Here is an 18859-nt window from a genome sequence, read left to right as displayed (position 1 = left end):
CTAGCTGTGAAATTTATAACAATCATTAAAAAAAATAAACAATTTTGATGCTTAAATATAAAGCTGAGTAAAAAGATATAAATTTAACCTCGAGGAAAAGAGAAATAAATATGATTACATTAACTACCCTAGACTACATTTTAATTTTTAGCTTTTTCGCGATAACACTGTTCATAGGAATTTGGGTTTCGAAAAAGTCAGGTAAAAGTTCTTCTGAGTATTTCTTGTCAGGAAGAACAATGCCATGGTGGCTGCTTGGTTTATCAATGGTTGCTACAACATTTTCAACGGATACGCCTAACTTGGTGACAGATATCGTTAGAACAAACGGTGTGTCTGGAAACTGGGTTTGGTGGGCATTTCTGATAACAGGATTGTTAACCGTGTTTGTTTATGCTAAACTATGGAGAAAGTCAAATGTTTCTACCGATATTGAATTCTACGAATTGCGGTATGGAGGAAAACCGGCTAAATTTTTAAGAGGATTCAGAGCTGTCTATCTCGGAGTTGTTTTTAACATCCTGGCTATGTCCGGAGTAACGCTTGCCGCTATAAAAATAGGTCAGATCATGCTAGGACTTTCGCCGCTGGAAACAGTCGGGTATGCCGGGTTGGTGACCGTTGTTTTTAGTGCTGTCGGAGGTTTTAAAGGAGTTGTATATACCGACTTTATTTTGTTCTTTGTGGCGATGGTTGGTGGTATAGGAGCCGCTTACTATTGTGTTAATTTACCTGAAATTGGAGGGGTTGCCAATTTAGTCTCTCATGAAAATGTGATAGATAAATTGAGCATTTTACCATCTTTCGATAATAAAGAACTATTTATTACAGTGTTAATTATACCATTGGCAGTACAGTGGTGGAGTGCATGGTATCCGGGTGCTGAACCTGGAGGTGGTGGATATATTGCGCAACGTATGTTGGCTGCTAAAAATGAAAACCATGCGATTGGTGCTACATTTTTCTTTAACATAATGCATTACGCTTTACGTCCTTGGCCGTGGATTATAGTTGCCTTGTCTTCGTTGGTATTGTTCCCGGATATCGCAAGTATCCATGAAGCATTTCCTAATGTGGCAGAAGATAAGCTTGGGCACGATTTAGCATACTCAGCGATGCTAACAAAGCTCCCTGCAGGATTGTTAGGTTTAGTGTTGGCTTCATTGATTGCTGCCTATATGTCGACAATTTCAACCCACTTGAACTGGGGATCTTCTTATGTAGTATATGATTTTTATGCGCGTTATATAGAGAAGGATGCTTCTCAAAAAAGATTAGTGGCAGTAGGTAGATTATCTACAGTATTGTTGATGGTTGTAAGTGCTGCTATTGCTTTGTTGCTTACCAATGCGCTTCAGATTTTTGATTACATATTAACCTTCGGTGCAGGAACCGGGTTGATATTTATCTTGCGTTGGTTCTGGTGGAGAATTAATGCATGGAGTGAGATTGCTGCTATGTTTTCTTCGGGAATCATATCGCTGTTAATCAACTTAACTCCGCTTGGATTAGTGTTATTCGGAGGTTTGGATGAAACAACCTCAGAGACCGTAGTTGGCTTAATGCCTGCATGGGCCAAATATCCTTTCGTGGTATTGGTGACAACCGTAATCTGGGTGGCGGTAACTTTCTTAACCAGACCGGAGAAAAACAGTACGTTGTTTAATTTTTATAAAAGAACACAGCCCGGAGGACCTGGTTGGGATAAGGTTGTTGGAGAAGCAGTTACTGAAGGTGAGGATATTGTAGATGCAAGAGAAAAATGGAGTGTTCCTTCAGGTATTTTAGCTATGTTGTTGGGGTGTGTGGTTATTTATTCAGCATTATTCGCAACAGGGTACTGGATTTACGGAAAACAAACCATGGCCATTGTATTAACGATTGTTGTGTTAATCGGGTCCTATTTGCTTAGTAAATTATGGAAAAAAATTAAAGCTACTATTTTTTAGTACCTATAAATAGTATTTACTGGTTTTGAAAACCCGTCCATTTTTGGGCGGGTTTTTTTTGGTTTCAATATTTTCGTCGACATATATTGAAAAAGAAACAAAACGAAAGATTTAATTTTGCATTCGTTTGGATTATCTAAAATAAATGTTAATTTAGCCAATAATATGAAAGATTCTTATTTGTGTAACACTTTTTTTGTTATTAAATCAAGGATTTCATAGCTAATATCAACCAAATTATTTTATTTATGAGAAAATTGTTTTGTTTCGCAATTACAATGCTTGCGATTACTTTCTCTTTTGCACAAGAGGAAGTCATATCGGGTAGTGTGGTTGACGGTGCTACAGGCACTCCGCTCCCGGGAGTGAATGTCCTTGTTAAAGGAACCCGAATAGGAGTGGCGGCAGATTTTGATGGGAATTTTAAACTGAAAGTTCCTAACGATCAGGTAACCCTGGTTTTTACCCTTATCGGCTACAAAAAGCAAGAGGTAAAACTGGAAGGGAGATCATCGATATCAGTATCGATGGCTGAAGATTTAACAGAGCTGGATGATGTAGTTCTTATTGGTTATCAAAAAGTGCATAAACGTGAAGTGTCTGGGGCGGTCTCCAGCGTTCGAAGTGATGCCATTGAAGATATTCCGGTACTGAACGTTTCCGGCTTAATTGCTACCCAGGTAACAGGGATGCAAAATGTGACCATGACGGGAGCTCCTGCAGGAAGGGGTTCACTGGTAATTCGTGGTAATACGAGTGTCGGTGCTAATATCGATCCCGATTTAGCATATAGTAACCCTTTATACGTAGTAGATGGTGTGCAAACATCATTACAGGATTTAGCAGGTTATGGAGTTTCGAATACCGATTTCTTAGCTTCTTTAAACCCAAATGATATCGAAAGTATCGATGTCCTTAAAGATGCTTCAGCAGCGGCTATCTATGGTTCGCGTGGTGCAAATGGGGTGATCATTATTGAAACTAAAAGAGGGGCTGCTTTAGATAAACCTGAATTCTCTTTTTCTACCAGTATGGGGATTCAACCGGAACCAGAGCTAGTTCCGATTCTGGTTGGTTCAGCAGAAAGACAAGCCAAAATGGATATGATCCAGAAATGGTGGACTACCAATGAATTACAAGGTGGACAAACGCCTTTAATGTTGACGGATAGTTTAAACCCGGCCTTTAATAACAACATCGATTATCAGGGCTTGTTCTATAAAACTGGTCTGGCTCAAAAGTATAACTTTAGCGTAAGAGGCGGAAGCCAGGAAACTAATTATCGTATTTCGATGGGTTATGATAACATCGAAGGGGTTGTACAGGCTACCGGTGTAGATCGAATTACCTTTAATTCGAATGTAAACTTCAAAGCAGGATCAAAGTTCAATAACCAATTGATCACAAGATTTACGTATACAGATCAACAAACAGGACAAGGAAACCCTTATCAGGGATCGTTTAACCTGAATAATTCCCTTCCTGTAAATCCGGCACAGTTGCAATCCTCATTATTCTATGTGTCTGATGATCGTATTAAATCGCTAAGCGGAGAGTTAAACGAAAAGATGAATCAGGACAGAACCGTGAACTTTACTATATCTAACTTTGCTACTTTAGATTTGTTAGACCAGTTGAGTATTAATTCACAAATAAGTTTTGTGTATGATAGCAATAAGAAAAATTTCTACGAACCATCAATCGTACGAAATGAAGGTGATGGTTTTGCAAGTTATGCACTTTATACCCGAAAAGGGGTTACCGGAGAGACCTATTTAACATATATGGATGACTTTGGAGGCGGAGATCATGAAGTGACAGCAATCGTAGGTAACCGTTTAGATTATAATCAGTACGAAAATATGCTGATGTCTGCATTCGGATTTGGTAGTGATGCTATTAAAGTAATCAACGGTCGCTATACACAAGATCAGATTTCTGGATCGACAGATATTAGCGCTAACTCATTGGTGTCATTCTTCGGTAGAGGTACATATAGATTTAAAAATAGATATCAGGTCGACTTTAACTACAGTTTAGATGGTTCGTCTAAATTTGGAGAAGATAACAGATGGGGTAAATTTTACTCTGCTACTGGTTCCTGGATAATTTCAGATGAGCCATTTATGGAGTCCTTGACTTCAGACTTTTTAGACTATCTGAAATTCAGAGCAAGTTGGGGTGTTAACGGTACCCAGAATGTTGGTAACTACGCTCGATTCGGAGCATACAACCTTGGGTATGGAGGGAACGCTTATTGGTCAAACCAAATGAATGTTTCCAGCTATGGAGGTGTAACCGGTGTAATTCCGAACTTCAACAGAATTGGTAATTCATTATTAGGATGGGAAGAAACTGAACAATGGAACATTGGTTTTGACCTTGATATGTTCAACAGAAGAGTAAGTTTAACTTTCGATGCTTACCACAAGGATACAGATCAGTTGTTCTTCGATGTGAATTTCCCAGCTTATTCAGGATATAATGCAGCTTTAACTAACATTATGGGGGTAATCAACTACGGTTGGGAAGCAATGTTAAGATATCATGTGTTTCCGCGTAATAACGATTTGCGCCTGGAGTTAATGGCTGGTTTTTCACAAAACAAAAACTATGTATCAAAACTTCCTAACGGTAACAGAGATTATATTGGTGGAGATTACGGATATGTAGTGGGTAGACCATTGAATCTTTACAAGATGTTCATCAATGATTACATCATAGATGATTTGAGTCAGTTACCTGTGAATCCATTCACTGGAGAACCATTAACGGGTAAGAGTGCATGGGCACCAATAAGACCAGGATTTCCAATTTGGCAAGACTTAAACGGAGATTACCTCTTAAATGAACAGCACGACCTGAAATTAACTACTGATTTCTCACCGATACCGGATATTCAGGGATCTTTCAATATTAATATGCAATACAAAAAATTCTATTTCCAGATGTATAGCCAATTCTCATTTGGCGCGGATATAAAGAATACTGTATTGAACAGTTATATGGATGCGTATGACAGAGGAGGAATCAACTGGGCTGTTCGTGGTTTAGCAGATTTAAGCGAACACACCTTCTGGGAGCAACCTGGAGACGGTGCAGCGGGTGTAGACTTCCCGGCATTGTACCCAGCAAGCCCGAGCTTAGGACCATTCTACGGGTTTAGAGGAAATCAGACCCTTTGGATCGATAGTGGCGATTACTGGAAGGTAACCAATGCTTCGATTGGGTATACATTCGATCAAAAAGATAAATTCATGAGAGATATTGGTTTATCAAGATTGCGTTTGTTTACCTCTGTATTGAATCCATATCAGTGGCAAAAATCTAAGAAGGTTGTTGATGCATCGATGGTAGATGCAAAGGGGAATACCTATGGAAATGGATATCCTCAGGCGAGAACAATTTCAATTGGTATTGATACAAGATTTTAAAAAATAATGTTATGAAAAAATTAAAAGGTTATAAAATATACGTACTGATCTTATCGCTTTTCGGAGCGGTGGGTTGTTCGGATCTTTTGGATCAGGAGCCGGTGACTATTACGCATCCAAACGTGTTTTGGACTAGTCAGGCAAATGCTGAGCAGGCAGTTGCAGGGGCATACGGATTACTTAAAAATGCTTTGACCCATCAGGCGAACTTTTTGTTCTGGGGAGAATGGACCGGGATGACTTTTATGGATAGTCGTTTTTGGATTACTAACTACATAGAAGGAAGTGGTAATTTTGTACTGGCCTATAGAGACGAATCAAGAAACTGGAAGAATTTCTATCGCGCAGCGAACTGGGCATACACTACAGAGCAATATGTGCAAAACATGTCTGATGATCTGTTTGACTCCAAGGAGGAAAAAGATAGGATATTAGGTGAAGCGGCCTTTGTTCGTGGATTAACCTATTTCTATATCGCAAGAATCTGGGGAGATGCTCCAATTGTTGAAGAATCAATAGAAAGTTCTAGTCAGTTAGTAGATGATCAGGGGTACATTGTTAGTATTCCAAGAAATGATGAGTTAGAGGTGTTGGATTTTGCTTTAGAGGCAACGAATAAAGCTATTGATTTGTTAGAGTACTCATCACCAGGTGCAGAAGGTTGGGCTATCACGGCTAATAAAGCAAGTGCAGAAGCATTAAAGGCGCATATAACTTTATGGTATGCGAGCAGAGATAATGATAATGCAGCAATGATTCAGGAAGCAGTTTCAGCTACCACCTCTGTAATCAACAACAGTGGAGCAAGCTTAATCGACTATGTTGCTGAAGGTGAAGATGGATTTAATAGAATGTGTCTTGGAGAATCTGAAACTGGCTTGTTCGAAATTAATTTCGATGCCGGAATGAGTGAGTCTTTTAGAATTGCTAGCAACGCAGGGAATCACGCCGGAGCAACCCTGAACTATCCTTATGCGTATTCCAATGTTAATACAGGAAATACTCCTAGGTTTAATCCTGATTTTTATGGAAATGAGATGATGGCCAACGATCCGGATCGAGTAGATGATATCCGAAAGGAGTTGTTCTTTAATGAATACGAAGATAGTAACGACTTCTTCTTAATGAAGTATTCACATTCAAGCCAGGATCAGGCTGCACCTGATAATCCGTATGCGCAGTTTTCAGAATCAAATATCTTGATTTTCCGTTTGGCAGACATGTACTTATTGAGAGCTGAGGCTTATGCGCGTTCAGGAAATACTGGTGCTGCTATTCAGGATTTAGATATGATCAGAAGTAAAGCGGGAGTTCCTAATTATACGGGAGCAAGCGATAGAGAATCGTTGATGAAAGCTATTTTCGATGAAAGAGCTATCGAGTTCGTTGGAGAAGCGCAATCAGGTTTTGACCGTATCAGAATGGATTATTTCGAAGGAATATCTTGGGCAACCCAATCCAGATTGGATAAAGAAGGGTATTTCTGGCCTGTTCATCCGTCGATCATTTCAGTAAACCCTGAAATTGTTCAGACCGAGTTTTGGAGAGGTAAATTGTAATTAACATTAAAGGAATTTAAGATGAAAAAAATACTAATAATAGGACTGGCGCTTTTGGGCTTCTACGCCTGTGAAGGTGGCGATGATTACTTAGTCGACGGAGGCTTAAGTCAGCAGGAAGTGGGAATGTCTACTGTAGATTTTTTCAGATCTCACAGTCAGCTGGATACCTTGGCTTTGATCATCGAAAGAGCCGGGATGGAAGATGTTTTTAACGGTCAGAACACGGTGTTTGCCCCGAATAATATGGCGATACAGAATTACGTAAATAAACGTTTGACAGATATTCGTGAAACAGATCCGACAGCGGAATTTACAGTGAACGATATCGAAGTAGATACCTTAACAAAATACCTTGGAGGCTATGTTTTTGACGAATCGATTAAAAGAGAAAACATGGTGAAAGAACAGGGTGTAATTTATACCGCTGTTAATGGGGAAGAGCGTAGAATTTCTTTGGAGCCATCGGGAGATTATGGAAATCAACTCGAGTCGAAGCCTGAATACGTGTACTACACCGCTATGGTAGGCGCCGACTGGGACGAATGGAATGCGACTGTTAATAATTCCGACGAAAGAGATAAAAAGACAGTAGTAAAAACGTCTAACCTGATCTCTACCAATGGAGTGATTCATGTTTTGCAAGGAGGACATACCTTGTTTAATTATGAAAGAGATTAGTTTTAGTTAGTCTAAAAAATGTTAATTAAAAGATACAACAAATGAAAAATTTAATATATATATGTTTAGCTGTCCTGTTTGGGTTCATGGCTTGCCAGCCGCCTGAGGTAGGGTACTTAAGTGATGACATTCATGCATTGGAAGACACTATTTTCGTGCCGCGAGGAGTATTTACGAAAAGTGCGCCACCGGCAATAGAAGGGTCGACGTATCCGTTACATTGGGAGATCACCGGTATTACTGATGGTCAGGGGAACTTTACCGATGCCTTGTTTGAGGAGCATGAGATCTTAACCTGGAAAGAAGGGTTCAACCCCGATACCGATACGACCCTGGCATTGGTAGAGGAAAAATTAGAGCTTACGAATCAGCCTTCCATTTTGATAAACAGTGTGAGCGGGGAATTTGCTTTTACGCAGGCAACTCGAATGGTCACAGACAATGATATCTACCATCTAAATGTGAAAGCCTCTAATATGAGAGGGGAGCGCCAGTTAGATGATTTTGTGGTAGCCAAATTAGGACCCTTTCAACCAGTCGAGTTTCCGGTAGAAATGCGCTCTCGTCTGCAATTAGGAAAAGTAGATGGTGGTTACGACATCGGGTATACTTCTAAAATTGTAAATGGGGAAGATGAAAATATTCCGAGTGTGTTAGACGGAACCCATCCGTACATCAATATTACCAAGATTAGTGATGAGCCATCTTTAGGAATAAAGGTAAAAATGGTCATTACTGATAGTTATGATAATCCGTTAGACCCTGAGAAAGTGGTGTTTTATCCTTCAGGAGCGGGTTACTTGCAGAATTATCATGATAACTCCATCGAAACGACAACCGATGCGGAGGCTACTTATTTTGAATTGCCGGCACCTCCATTCCCGCAATATGGTAGAACTTATTCAGGCAACAACTCTTATTTAATGTATTACCTTACTTCTGGTGATGCTTTCACTGTAGATCAGGAGGCATTTGAAGCAGACAATGGGGTGCAAGACTGGACGCCATATACAGACCCTGATACAGGAGAGATCATGAACAGGGCTTATATCAGATGGGGGATTAAAATCAATGACTCAGGTACCTGGGAAATTAAAATGCGAATTCCTTATACCAAGGTTAAATAATAATATAATAAAATTAAAAATTGGCTGGTAATACCAGCCAATTTTTAATACCTAAAAAATGATGAAAATAAAAAATATTGCAACCCTTTCTTTTTCAGTTTTATTTATGGGCCTTAATGCCGTAATTGGTCAGGAAGGAAAATCCATGCATGCGTCACGGTCGGAGGTAATTCAGCCTATAGTGAAGTCCGAATTCAGAGCAACCTCATGTCCGCAACGTATAGAGGGAGGTGGTGCCCAAATGGTAAATGGATATCAGGTCTTTCCGGGAGCCAAAGATGGTAACAGACAAGTAGATCCTCAGATTGCTGTTGGGGGTGGTTATGTGTTGCACGGAACCAATAAAGGTTTAGTGATATACGACAAAGAAGGGAATTACATTGATGGGGCTTCACAAAACTGTTTCAATAAAGGCATCGATCCCAAAATGTTCTTCGATCCGCATAACAATGTGTTTGGTTTCGACTTGTGGAATCCATGGGATAAGGAAAAAAAGAAGCCGGTGAATATAGCTGTGTCAAAATCGGATAACCCTACCAAAGAATGGTTCGTATATCCGGTGCCTGCACCCAATGGAAGAGATGGTGGAGGAATAGGATTTAGTAAAAAATGGATCGGCTATTCATTTCCTGGAGGTGAAGAAAGAACCTTTGTGCTAAAAACCAAAGAAGCTAAAAAAGGAAAAGAAGCTACCGTATATCATTTTAAAGGGAGTTTGGGTCATCCTGTGTTTACACAAGACAAAACCAATGACCTCTATTTCTTTAAAATTGATCGCGATAGGTTTATCATAACCAAAGTTACTGAAGGTAAGAACGGAGAACCGGTTGCGGAGGTGGTAAGTGCTAAAGCACATAACCTCGGACGTATTCAGTACCCGCCAAAATCCCCTCAGAAAAACACCGATCAGGTAACCGCTTCAGGAGACAGAAATCCTAAGAACCTGGTATTGCAGAACGACTGTATTTGGTTTTCACATGCAATCAATCACAACGGTCGTGCCGCCGTTCAATGGCATCAGGTAAAACTGGATGGAACCATCGTTCAAACAGGATTGATAGCAAGCCCTGAAACAAGTTATATCCAGACAACGATTGCGGTGAATAAGAACAACGATGTCGTGATTGGGTTCCAGGAAACAAATGAAAACATGTATATCAGTCCGCGTTTTGCATACAGATATAGTAATGATCCATTAGGTTCTATACGTGAAATAATAAGTGCAGGAGAAGGAAAAGGAGCTACAGATGGAGTGTCTTGGGGAGATTATAGCGGTAGTGTGATTGATGGAGATAATTTAAAAGATCTGTGGACTATTCAAAGTATTACCAATGAAGAGGGAAGAGGAGAAACAGTAATCGTTAAAGTGCCTTTTGAATAATTAAGTTCTTAAAGGTTGTATGATAATAAGGGGCGGTAAGCCCCTTTTTTTTATGCCTCAAAAACATATAAGCTGAGTTGGCGAAACGGAATAAGTTTTAAAGACCTTAGGTGGGGGTTTTTATTAGGTTATTAAATAAAACTATAACGTTTTCGAAAAACTGTTTTTAGATTGTCTAAAGACAGTTTTTTTATTATTTATAAACTTTCCTTGTGTATATGTAAATTTTAGTGTTGTAAAAACAATGAAACGAAAGGAAAAATTCGCCATTCGTTTTTTTTTGTGATTTTAAATTTTATATTAGCAAAGAATATGAAAGTTATGTGTGTATTTATCCTTATGGATTGTGTTTTTTTGGATATCTATTATGCATAACATTATGTCAACCAAATTAAATTAATCTTATGAGTAGATCTTTATTTATGTTGGTTGCCTTTCTGTTATTTAATTTTTCTTATGCACAAGAAAAAACAATAACAGGACAGGTGACCGACTCAGAAACAGGTATGCCTATACCTGGTGTCAATGTGTTGGTTAAAAACACAACGAAAGGAGTGGCGACAGATTTTGATGGTAATTATTCCATCGATGTGGACGCCACAGCCACACTGGTTTTCAGTTTTGTGGGCTACGAAACAGTAGAGAAGACTGTTGGTAGCAATTCAGTTATTAATGTATCATTAGCCATTTCTGCTTCTGAACTAGACGAGGTAGTTGTGGTAGCTTATGGTACACAAAAGAAATCTGATGTAACTTCCTCTGTAGCGAGTATCGACGCAGAAGAACTTACCGATGTAACTTCACCTGATGTTTCTACAATGCTGCAGGGAAAAGCTGCAGGGGTACAGGTTATTCAAGGTTCCGGACAACCCGGATCTGTACCTGATGTAAGAATTAGAGGTATTTCTTCTATCGATGGTAGAGTGAGTCCACTTTGGGTGGTAGATGGTGTTATTATGCACGGTACACCGAACCTAAACCCAAATGAGATTGAATCAATCTCTGTATTAAAAGATGCCTCTGCAACTTCATTATATGGTTCCAGAGCTGCCAGTGGAGTTGTTGTTGTTACAACCAAACAAGCTAAAATTGGTAGAAGCGAACTTACCCTTTCTTCAAGAGTTGGTTTTACACATTTTAATCAAGGGAATTTTGATGTGATGAATTCTCGCCAAATGTTTGATTACTACAATGCTTTTGGAGATACATTTGATCAAAATGCAAACACATGGTTTAATGAAGACCTCCTGGATCGCGACTACGACTGGATCGATAACGGAACTCAGCAAGGATTAGTACAAGACTATAACCTTGTGTTTACAGCAGGTTCTGAAAAGTCAAAAACCTATATTTCACTTGGGTATTACGACGAAACCGGTACCATAGAAGGATATGATTTTGATAAGTTAAGCTTCAGACTTAACCATGATTACGACGTAAGTGATCGTCTTACCCTGAAGCCAAAGATCGGAGTAAACTATAGTACCATTGATGATAAACAGCATTCGCTTTATGCTATGCTTACCTACATGCCGTGGGATCTTCCTTATGACGACGAAGGTAACGTATTGAATCCACAAGAAAATGGTGTTGACTGGGTAGGTAGAGACCAAAGCAACTACTTGTATGACCTGCAATGGAATTACTCAGAGAATCAGGAGTTTAACTTGTTTGGTAATTTCGATTTCGATTTCGAGATCTTGAAAAACCTTAACTTTATTTCTACTAATGGCTATACCCTTTACAGATACGATTCAATGTCGTATACCGATCCAGCTTCAAACAGCGGTTTAGCAGATAACGGTCGTTTGTATAACTATACTGCAAGAAGAATTACCAGGTTTACAAACCAGATGATTAAGTATAATAATACTTGGGGAGATCACAGTGTTACGGCTTTAGCAGCCTACGAATACAACGATTATAAATATGAAAACTTTTCGGCTACAGGAAGAGGGATTGTTGCTGGAACGGAAATTTTAAACAATGCTGCAGAACCCAGAGCGGTAAGCGGTTTTAAAAATGATTATGCCTTGCAGTCATTGCTATTCAATGCTAACTATACCTATTCTGATCGCTATTTGGCACAAGCTTCAATCAGAAGAGATGGAGCTTCAAACTTCGGGGAGAATAATCAATATGGTACATTTTACTCTTTAAGTGGTGGATGGAACATTCATAATGAAGACTTTTTTGAGTCTGAAATCATTGATCAATTGAAATTACGTGCTAGCTACGGTTCTGTCGGTAACAGACCAAGTTCATTGTATCCTCAATACGATTTATATAGCTTAAGTAATACCTATAATGGAGTGCCGGTAGCTACGCCATCGCAATTAGGAAACGAAGATGTGGCCTGGGAAGTATCGTACCAGTCAAACTTCGGTCTGGATACGAGATTATTCGACAGAGTGAGTTTGTCATTTGACTATTACATAAAGAATACTTCTGATCTCTTATACTTCGTTAAGATTCCTGATGTAACGGGTTATAGTGGATATTGGGAAAATATCGGAGGTGTTAAAAACACCGGATTCGAACTGAATTTAAATGCTGACCTAATTACGCAGGAAGACTTTACATGGAGCTTTAACTTCAATATGGGAGTTAATAAAAATGAGGTGACAGAATTGTTCGAAGGAGAGCCGATTATCTCAGGTAGAAAACGTCTGAACGAAGGCGATGATATCAATACCTGGTATATGCGTAAGTGGATGGGTGTAGACCCTGATAATGGAGACCCTTTATGGGAGGTAGTTGATGCCGATACCGGAGAACGTACCCTCACCAATAATTGGAACGAAGCTACTTTACAAGATGTAGGATCAGCTTCTCCTGATTTCTATGGTGGTTTTGGTACTGTTTTAGATTATAAAGGAATTAATTTATCCGCAAACTTCTCATTTTCAAAAGGTAACGAAATTTACAACGCCAGTAGAGAATTATATGATGCTGATGGAGCATACCCAACATACAATCAACAAGTGTTAGCTGACGGTTGGAGCCGATGGACGCAACCAGGCGATAATGCTACCCACCCAAGACCTGTATATGGAGGTAATAATTTATCGAATAAAACATCTTCAAGATATTTAGAAGATGGTAGCTACTTGAGAATGCGTAATGTTAGACTGGGCTATAACGTGCCAATGACAGGATGGGCTGAATCATTAGGGTTGAGCAGATTGAACGTGTTCCTTTCAGGTGATAATTTATGGACGATTACTGATTTCTCCGGGATGGATCCGGAAGTTGGTTCAGGAGGAGTTAACAGTACATTGTATCCTGTTTCGAAGCGTATAACATTTGGTTTAACCGCATCATTTTAATTAAAAAAGCTTATCAAGATGAAAAAAATAATATATGGAATAATGATGGTCGCTACCTTCACGGCATGTGACCTTGACAGATTCCCTTACGATTCCGTTGCAACAGATGAGTTGTTTGCCGATGAAGGAGGTTTGTTGGCAGCAACAGAAGGAACCTACTCGCTTTTAAAGGGAGATGCTAATGGTGGTGGTTTTTCACCTCAATTACACAGAATAACGGAATATCCGGGAGATAACGTAGCATTGAGTGGAACTACAACAGATCCATTGTTTTATACTTATAATTATAATAATATTACTACCAGCGGGCGTGTTAATGATATCTGGAGTTCTGGTTATAAAGCTATTGTTGGTTGTAATAAGGTAATTGAACTTACTACAGAAGGAGAGTCTTTAGACTCAGATCAACTAATTGGTGAAAACTATTACTTAAGAGGGTATGTCTATTTTCAATTGGTAAATGTTTTTGGAAGACCATACGTTCAGGGAACTTCAAATCTGGGAGTGCCATTGAAATTAACATCAGATATTGATGATATTCCGGATAGAAATACCGTAGGGGAAGTTTATGACCAAATTGTTACTGACTTATTAAAGGCGGAAGCTTTAATGTCTCAGGATAAAATCAATGCCTATGCAACCAAAGAAGCAGCGCAGGCATTATTATCTCGTGTATATCTTTACATGGGGCAAAACGATAAGGCTATTGAATATGCCGATAAGGTAATTAACTCTGGAAAATTCAGTTTAGTTTCAACCGGCGAATTCTCTAAATATTTTCAAAAAGTTCCGGAAGAAAATCCGGAGACAATTTTCTGCTTCAGATTCGTAGAAGAATCAGATTATAACCATGGTTGGTATACTGTAGGTTCTTTATATGCAAATATCCAGGGAGCTGGATGGGGTGAGATGTATGCCTCTAAATCGTATTTAAACTTAATCAATGAGCATCCTGAAGATGTTAGAAAAGGATTTATAGTTCCACAATACGAATTGGATGAAAACGGAGATAAGATTCCTGCCGTGTATTGGGTGAATGATAATTATAAGTATGAGTTCCGTAGAACTTTTGAAGAAGGTGGAAACACATACTTTACACAAGACGGAACGAACTATCAGGTAATGTCCGAAATCCAGAACGGTAAAACACTGTATTATTTCAATAACAGTGCTAATGAAAAAATATATGTTGATAACGATTTTGACATGTATAAGCGTAATGGATATCCAAAGTTCTTTATCACAAAAGCGTCTTTGCAAGAAGATGTACCTCACCTTTGGTCTCCGGTAATTTCGAGATTGGCAGAAATGTATCTGAACAAAGCAGAGGCATATGCTAAAATGGGAAATGAAGCTGAGGCCCTGGCCAATGTGAATATCATCAGAGACAGAGCAGGTATCCCGGCTTATAACAGTAGCGCTGATTTTCCTGCAGGTAAGACTTTGTTGGATGTAGTGTTGGATGAAAGAAGGTTGGAGTTTGCCTACGAAGGACACAGAAAGTTTGATGTGTTTAGAAATAATATGACCATGGATAGAAGATATCCTGGAACACACCTAAATGGTAGCAACCCTTATTATGAGGTGTTGCCAACGGATAACAGAGTTATTGAGTATATCCCGGAAAGCCAGATCAATGCCCAGCCATCATTAATCCAGAATGATTAAGAAGGGCCACCGAGTACAAAAAACACAATTTTAGATGAGAGGGGAGTTTGAAGAATATATTTTTCAGACTCCCTTTTTTAATTATTAACCAAAACTATATAACAATGAAAACAGTAAAAAACACAATCCTGACCAGGTTCTTGCTACTTGGCGTACTATTATTTGCCTCCTGTAGCGGAGATGAAGCTACTACCGAACCGGATGAAATTGTTTCGGAAGACGCTAAGCTGAAATACAGCTATAAGATTCCACCGGGAGGGAATAGCTGGGTTGTGAATGACATTTCTCAAAATGGATCTCTGATATCTGATACCGGAATACATAACTGGACTGACCTTAACACCGTGATTAGAACTTTTTTCAGGGTAGAAAGTGCAGGAGAGTTAAAAGTCGGATTAAAAATGAAGGTGGCTGAAGGAACTTCAAAAATTAAAGTAACGGTAGGGGGAGAAAGTCAAACCATTACCGTGAACAGTAGCCCTAATTATAAAGATGTAGCCGTAGGTACATTTAACCTTTCTGATGCAGGGTATCAATATGTTGAAATTCAAGGGGTTGAAAAATCAGCAACTTATATAGCAGATGTAGAAGAAGTATTAATCGACGGAGCGGCTACCGCTAGTGGAGTTACGTATGTTCAGGATGAATTTTACTGGGGACGAAGAGGTCCTTCAGTACACTTGAGCTACACGCCTCCTCAGAATACAGATATCAAATGGTTCTATAATGAAGTGACCGTGCCTGAAGGGGAAGATGTAGTAGGTTCTTACTTTATGGCTAATGGATTTGGTCAGGGATACTTTGGTATGCAGGTCAATTCGGATACCGAAAGACGAATTCTTTTTTCCGTTTGGAGTCCTTATGAAACTCAAGATCCTTCTCAAATTCCTGATGATTATAAAATTATTTTATTAGGAAAAGGTGAAGGCGTAACTACTGGTGAATTTGGAAATGAAGGATCCGGAGGACAGAGCTATAAAGTTTTTGACTGGCAAGCCGGTAATACCTATAAGTTCTTGCTGAAAGGAGAGCCATCGGTAAATAATTCAACAGACTACACCGCTTATTTTTATGCTCCTGAGGAAGGTGCCTGGAAATTGATCGCCAGTTTCAGAAGACCTTATACAAGTACCTATTTGACCAATCAACATTCGTTCCTGGAGAATTTCAGAACAGAAGCCGGAGTACTTTCAAGAAAAGGGTTCTATGGCAATCAATGGGTGTACGATACGCAAGATGTATGGCATGAACTAACGGAAGCTAAATTTACTGCCGATGCAACAGCAAGAAAAGGAGCACGCCTCGATTATGCAGGCGGATCAGATGGCAATAAATTCTTTATGAAAAATTGTGGTTTCTTCAGTGATAATACAACTATTGATAGCTACCACCAGAGAACGGCCAATGGAGTAAGTCCGAATATAGACTTTTCTCAATTGGAAGTTCCGAGTCTTCCGGAAGAACCTACATTATTGGATAGATCTGGCTGGGTAGTGACCGATTTTAGCACACAAGAAGACAATGGGGGTGAAGGAGATACCGGAAGAGCCGCAGATATTCTGGATGATGATTTAAACACATTCTGGCATTCTTGCTGGTCTGGATGTACAGCTACCCCTCCACACCATATTACAGTTGATATGGGTGAATCAAAGCAAATAGACGGATTTAGATTCTATCAAAGACAAAACCTTTCAAGAACCGTTAAAGATTTAGAAATTCAGATAAGTGACGACGGATCAACCTGGGAAAGTCTTGGGGAATTCGTATTGCAGAATACAGCTGCAGCAATAGATGTAGATTTGTCGGAAACTAAAACATTTCGATATTTTAAATTCATAGCAAAAACCGCCCATGATGGTACCGATAATGCCGCCATGGCCGAAATAATACCATTTACGCGATAGTATCAATTAGATGAAATTAAAATCAAAGCCGAAGCAGTTCCTGTTTCGGCTTTTTTTATGCGTTATTTTTTTAAAAAGAAACGAATCGTAAGTTATATATTTTCAATACTCCTCTTTTTTAAGTAATTATTGATATATTAGCAATGAGCTTATAAATTTTGTAAAAAAACTAACTTTTATTAAGATGGGTGTAAAAATTGATAGCAAATATGTTCCGATGAAAAAATGCATATTTCAATTAAAAGCAATGAGTAGTGTATTACTGTTATTATTGCTTTTTACGGCATGTAAAGACCAACCTAAAGAAGAGTCCGTGACGGAATTAAATTCAAGTAAACCGAATATTATATATATCCTTGCCGACGATCTTGGATATGGTGAACTTGGTGCCTATGGACAAGAAAAAATAGAAACTCCTAATATCGATGCGTTGGCAAAAGAAGGTATGACTTTTACCCAGCATTACACCAGTGCTCCGGTTTGTGCTCCGGCAAGATGTATGTTATTAACCGGAAAACATTCAGGACGTGCCTTTGTTCGTGGAAATCATGAATGGGGCGAAAGAGGTAAAGTTTGGGATTACCGTGAAATGGCAAAAGATTCTACCCTCGAAGGACAGCTGCCTATGCCCGATGGTACTATAACCTTTGCTAAAAAATTACAGGAGTCAGGGTATAAAACGTCAATGTATGGAAAATGGGGACTGGGAGCACCTCATACCAATTCAATTCCTACTAAAATGGGATTCGATGAATTCTTTGGATATAATTGCCAAAGACAGGCTCATACCTATTATCCGTTATTCCTCTATAAAAATGAAAAACGTGTACACCTAAATAATGATACGATTGCACCTAATACGCGTTTAGCAAAAGGAGCAGATCCTTATGATATGGAGAGCTACAAAGATTTTAATCTGAATGATTATAGCCCGGACTTAATGTTTGATGAGATGACCTCTTTTGTAGAGAGAAACAAAGAAAATCCTTTCTTTATTTACTGGGCATCACCAATTCCTCATGCTCCTTTACAAGCCCCTCAGCGTTGGGTGGACTACTACGTGAAAAAATTTGGGGATGAAGAACCGTACATAGGTAACAGAGGATATTTCCCAAATAGATACCCGCATGCTACTTATGCAGCAATGATATCTTACCTCGACGAAAATATCGGAAAATTGGTGCAAAAATTAAAAGATGAAGGGATTTATGAAAATACCCTGATTGTATTTACCTCCGATAATGGTCCTACCTATAATGGAGGTGTGGATCCGGAATTTTTCGATAGCGCTAAACCTTTTAAATCTACCTATGGATATGGTAAAGGTTTTGTGAACGAAGGAGGAATAAGAGTACCTATGATTGCTAGCTGGCCAGGTAAAATAAAAACTGGTAGTAAAACAGATCACGTTTCTGCACATTATGATATGTTTGCTACCCTATCTGATCTGGTAGGGTATGAGAATACTGAAAATGACGGGGTAAGCTTTTTACCGACACTGTTAGGGCAGGATAACCAGGAAGAACACGAATTTATGTATTGGGAATTCCCTTTATATGATGGTCAGATCGCTATAAGAATGGGTGACTGGAAAGTGATCAGAAAAAATATTAAAAACCCTAAAAAAGAACCGACACTCGAGCTTTACAACCTGAGTACCGACCCGACAGAGTCCAATAACGTGGCTGATCAACATCCGGACATCCTGGAAAAAGCAGCTAAGATTCTAAAAGAACAACATACGACTCCAGAGGTAGATCGTTTTAAAATTCCAATGTTAGAAAAAGGACTTTTAGCGGAATAAAAACTCTTATTAAGTATAGA

General features: G+C 39.0%; 10 protein-coding genes. All 10 read left to right on the top strand.

Annotated features, from left to right (window positions below):
- Window positions 1–110: 110 nt before the first annotated feature.
- A complete protein-coding gene (locus tag P278_RS09995; RefSeq protein WP_038266136.1) occupies window positions 111–1949 on the top strand; it encodes a sodium:solute symporter family protein in 1839 nt (612 codons plus the stop codon).
- Between the two features lie 248 nt (window positions 1950–2197).
- Window positions 2198–5383 (top strand): SusC/RagA family TonB-linked outer membrane protein, encoded by a 3186-nt coding sequence (locus P278_RS09990; RefSeq protein ID WP_082436130.1) that lies wholly within the window; start codon window positions 2198–2200, stop codon window positions 5381–5383.
- Between the two features lie 11 nt (window positions 5384–5394).
- Window positions 5395–6942 (top strand): RagB/SusD family nutrient uptake outer membrane protein, encoded by a 1548-nt coding sequence (locus P278_RS09985; protein WP_038266129.1) that lies wholly within the window; start codon window positions 5395–5397, stop codon window positions 6940–6942.
- 21 nt (window positions 6943–6963) lie between these two features.
- Window positions 6964–7623, top strand: a complete 660-nt coding sequence (locus P278_RS09980; RefSeq protein ID WP_038266126.1) for a fasciclin domain-containing protein — start codon at window positions 6964–6966, stop codon at window positions 7621–7623.
- A 41-nt stretch (window positions 7624–7664) separates the two neighbouring features.
- Entirely contained in the window at window positions 7665–8750 is a 1086-nt protein-coding gene (locus tag P278_RS09975; RefSeq protein WP_139226627.1) for a DUF5007 domain-containing protein, read from the top strand.
- 58 nt (window positions 8751–8808) lie between these two features.
- Window positions 8809–10131 (top strand): hypothetical protein, encoded by a 1323-nt coding sequence (locus P278_RS09970; RefSeq protein WP_055725818.1) that lies wholly within the window; start codon window positions 8809–8811, stop codon window positions 10129–10131.
- 404 nt (window positions 10132–10535) lie between these two features.
- A complete protein-coding gene (locus P278_RS09965) occupies window positions 10536–13460 on the top strand; it encodes a SusC/RagA family TonB-linked outer membrane protein (protein WP_038266120.1) in 2925 nt (974 codons plus the stop codon).
- A gap of 18 nt (window positions 13461–13478) precedes the next feature.
- Complete coding sequence (locus tag P278_RS09960) at window positions 13479–15128, top strand: RagB/SusD family nutrient uptake outer membrane protein (RefSeq protein WP_038266118.1); 1650 nt, start codon at window positions 13479–13481, stop codon at window positions 15126–15128.
- A 104-nt stretch (window positions 15129–15232) separates the two neighbouring features.
- Entirely contained in the window at window positions 15233–17035 is a 1803-nt protein-coding gene (locus P278_RS09955; RefSeq protein WP_082436129.1) for a DUF3472 domain-containing protein, read from the top strand.
- A 217-nt stretch (window positions 17036–17252) separates the two neighbouring features.
- On the top strand, window positions 17253–18839 hold the full coding sequence (locus P278_RS09950; RefSeq protein ID WP_082436139.1) for an arylsulfatase: 1587 nt from the start codon (window positions 17253–17255) through the stop codon (window positions 18837–18839).
- The last annotated feature ends 20 nt before the right edge of the window (window positions 18840–18859 follow it).

Source organism: Zhouia amylolytica AD3 (assembly GCF_000511935.2).
Taxonomy (GTDB): domain Bacteria; phylum Bacteroidota; class Bacteroidia; order Flavobacteriales; family Flavobacteriaceae; genus Zhouia; species Zhouia amylolytica.
Note: the sequence above shows the minus strand (reverse complement) of the source record. Positions and strands in the feature narration are given on the sequence as shown.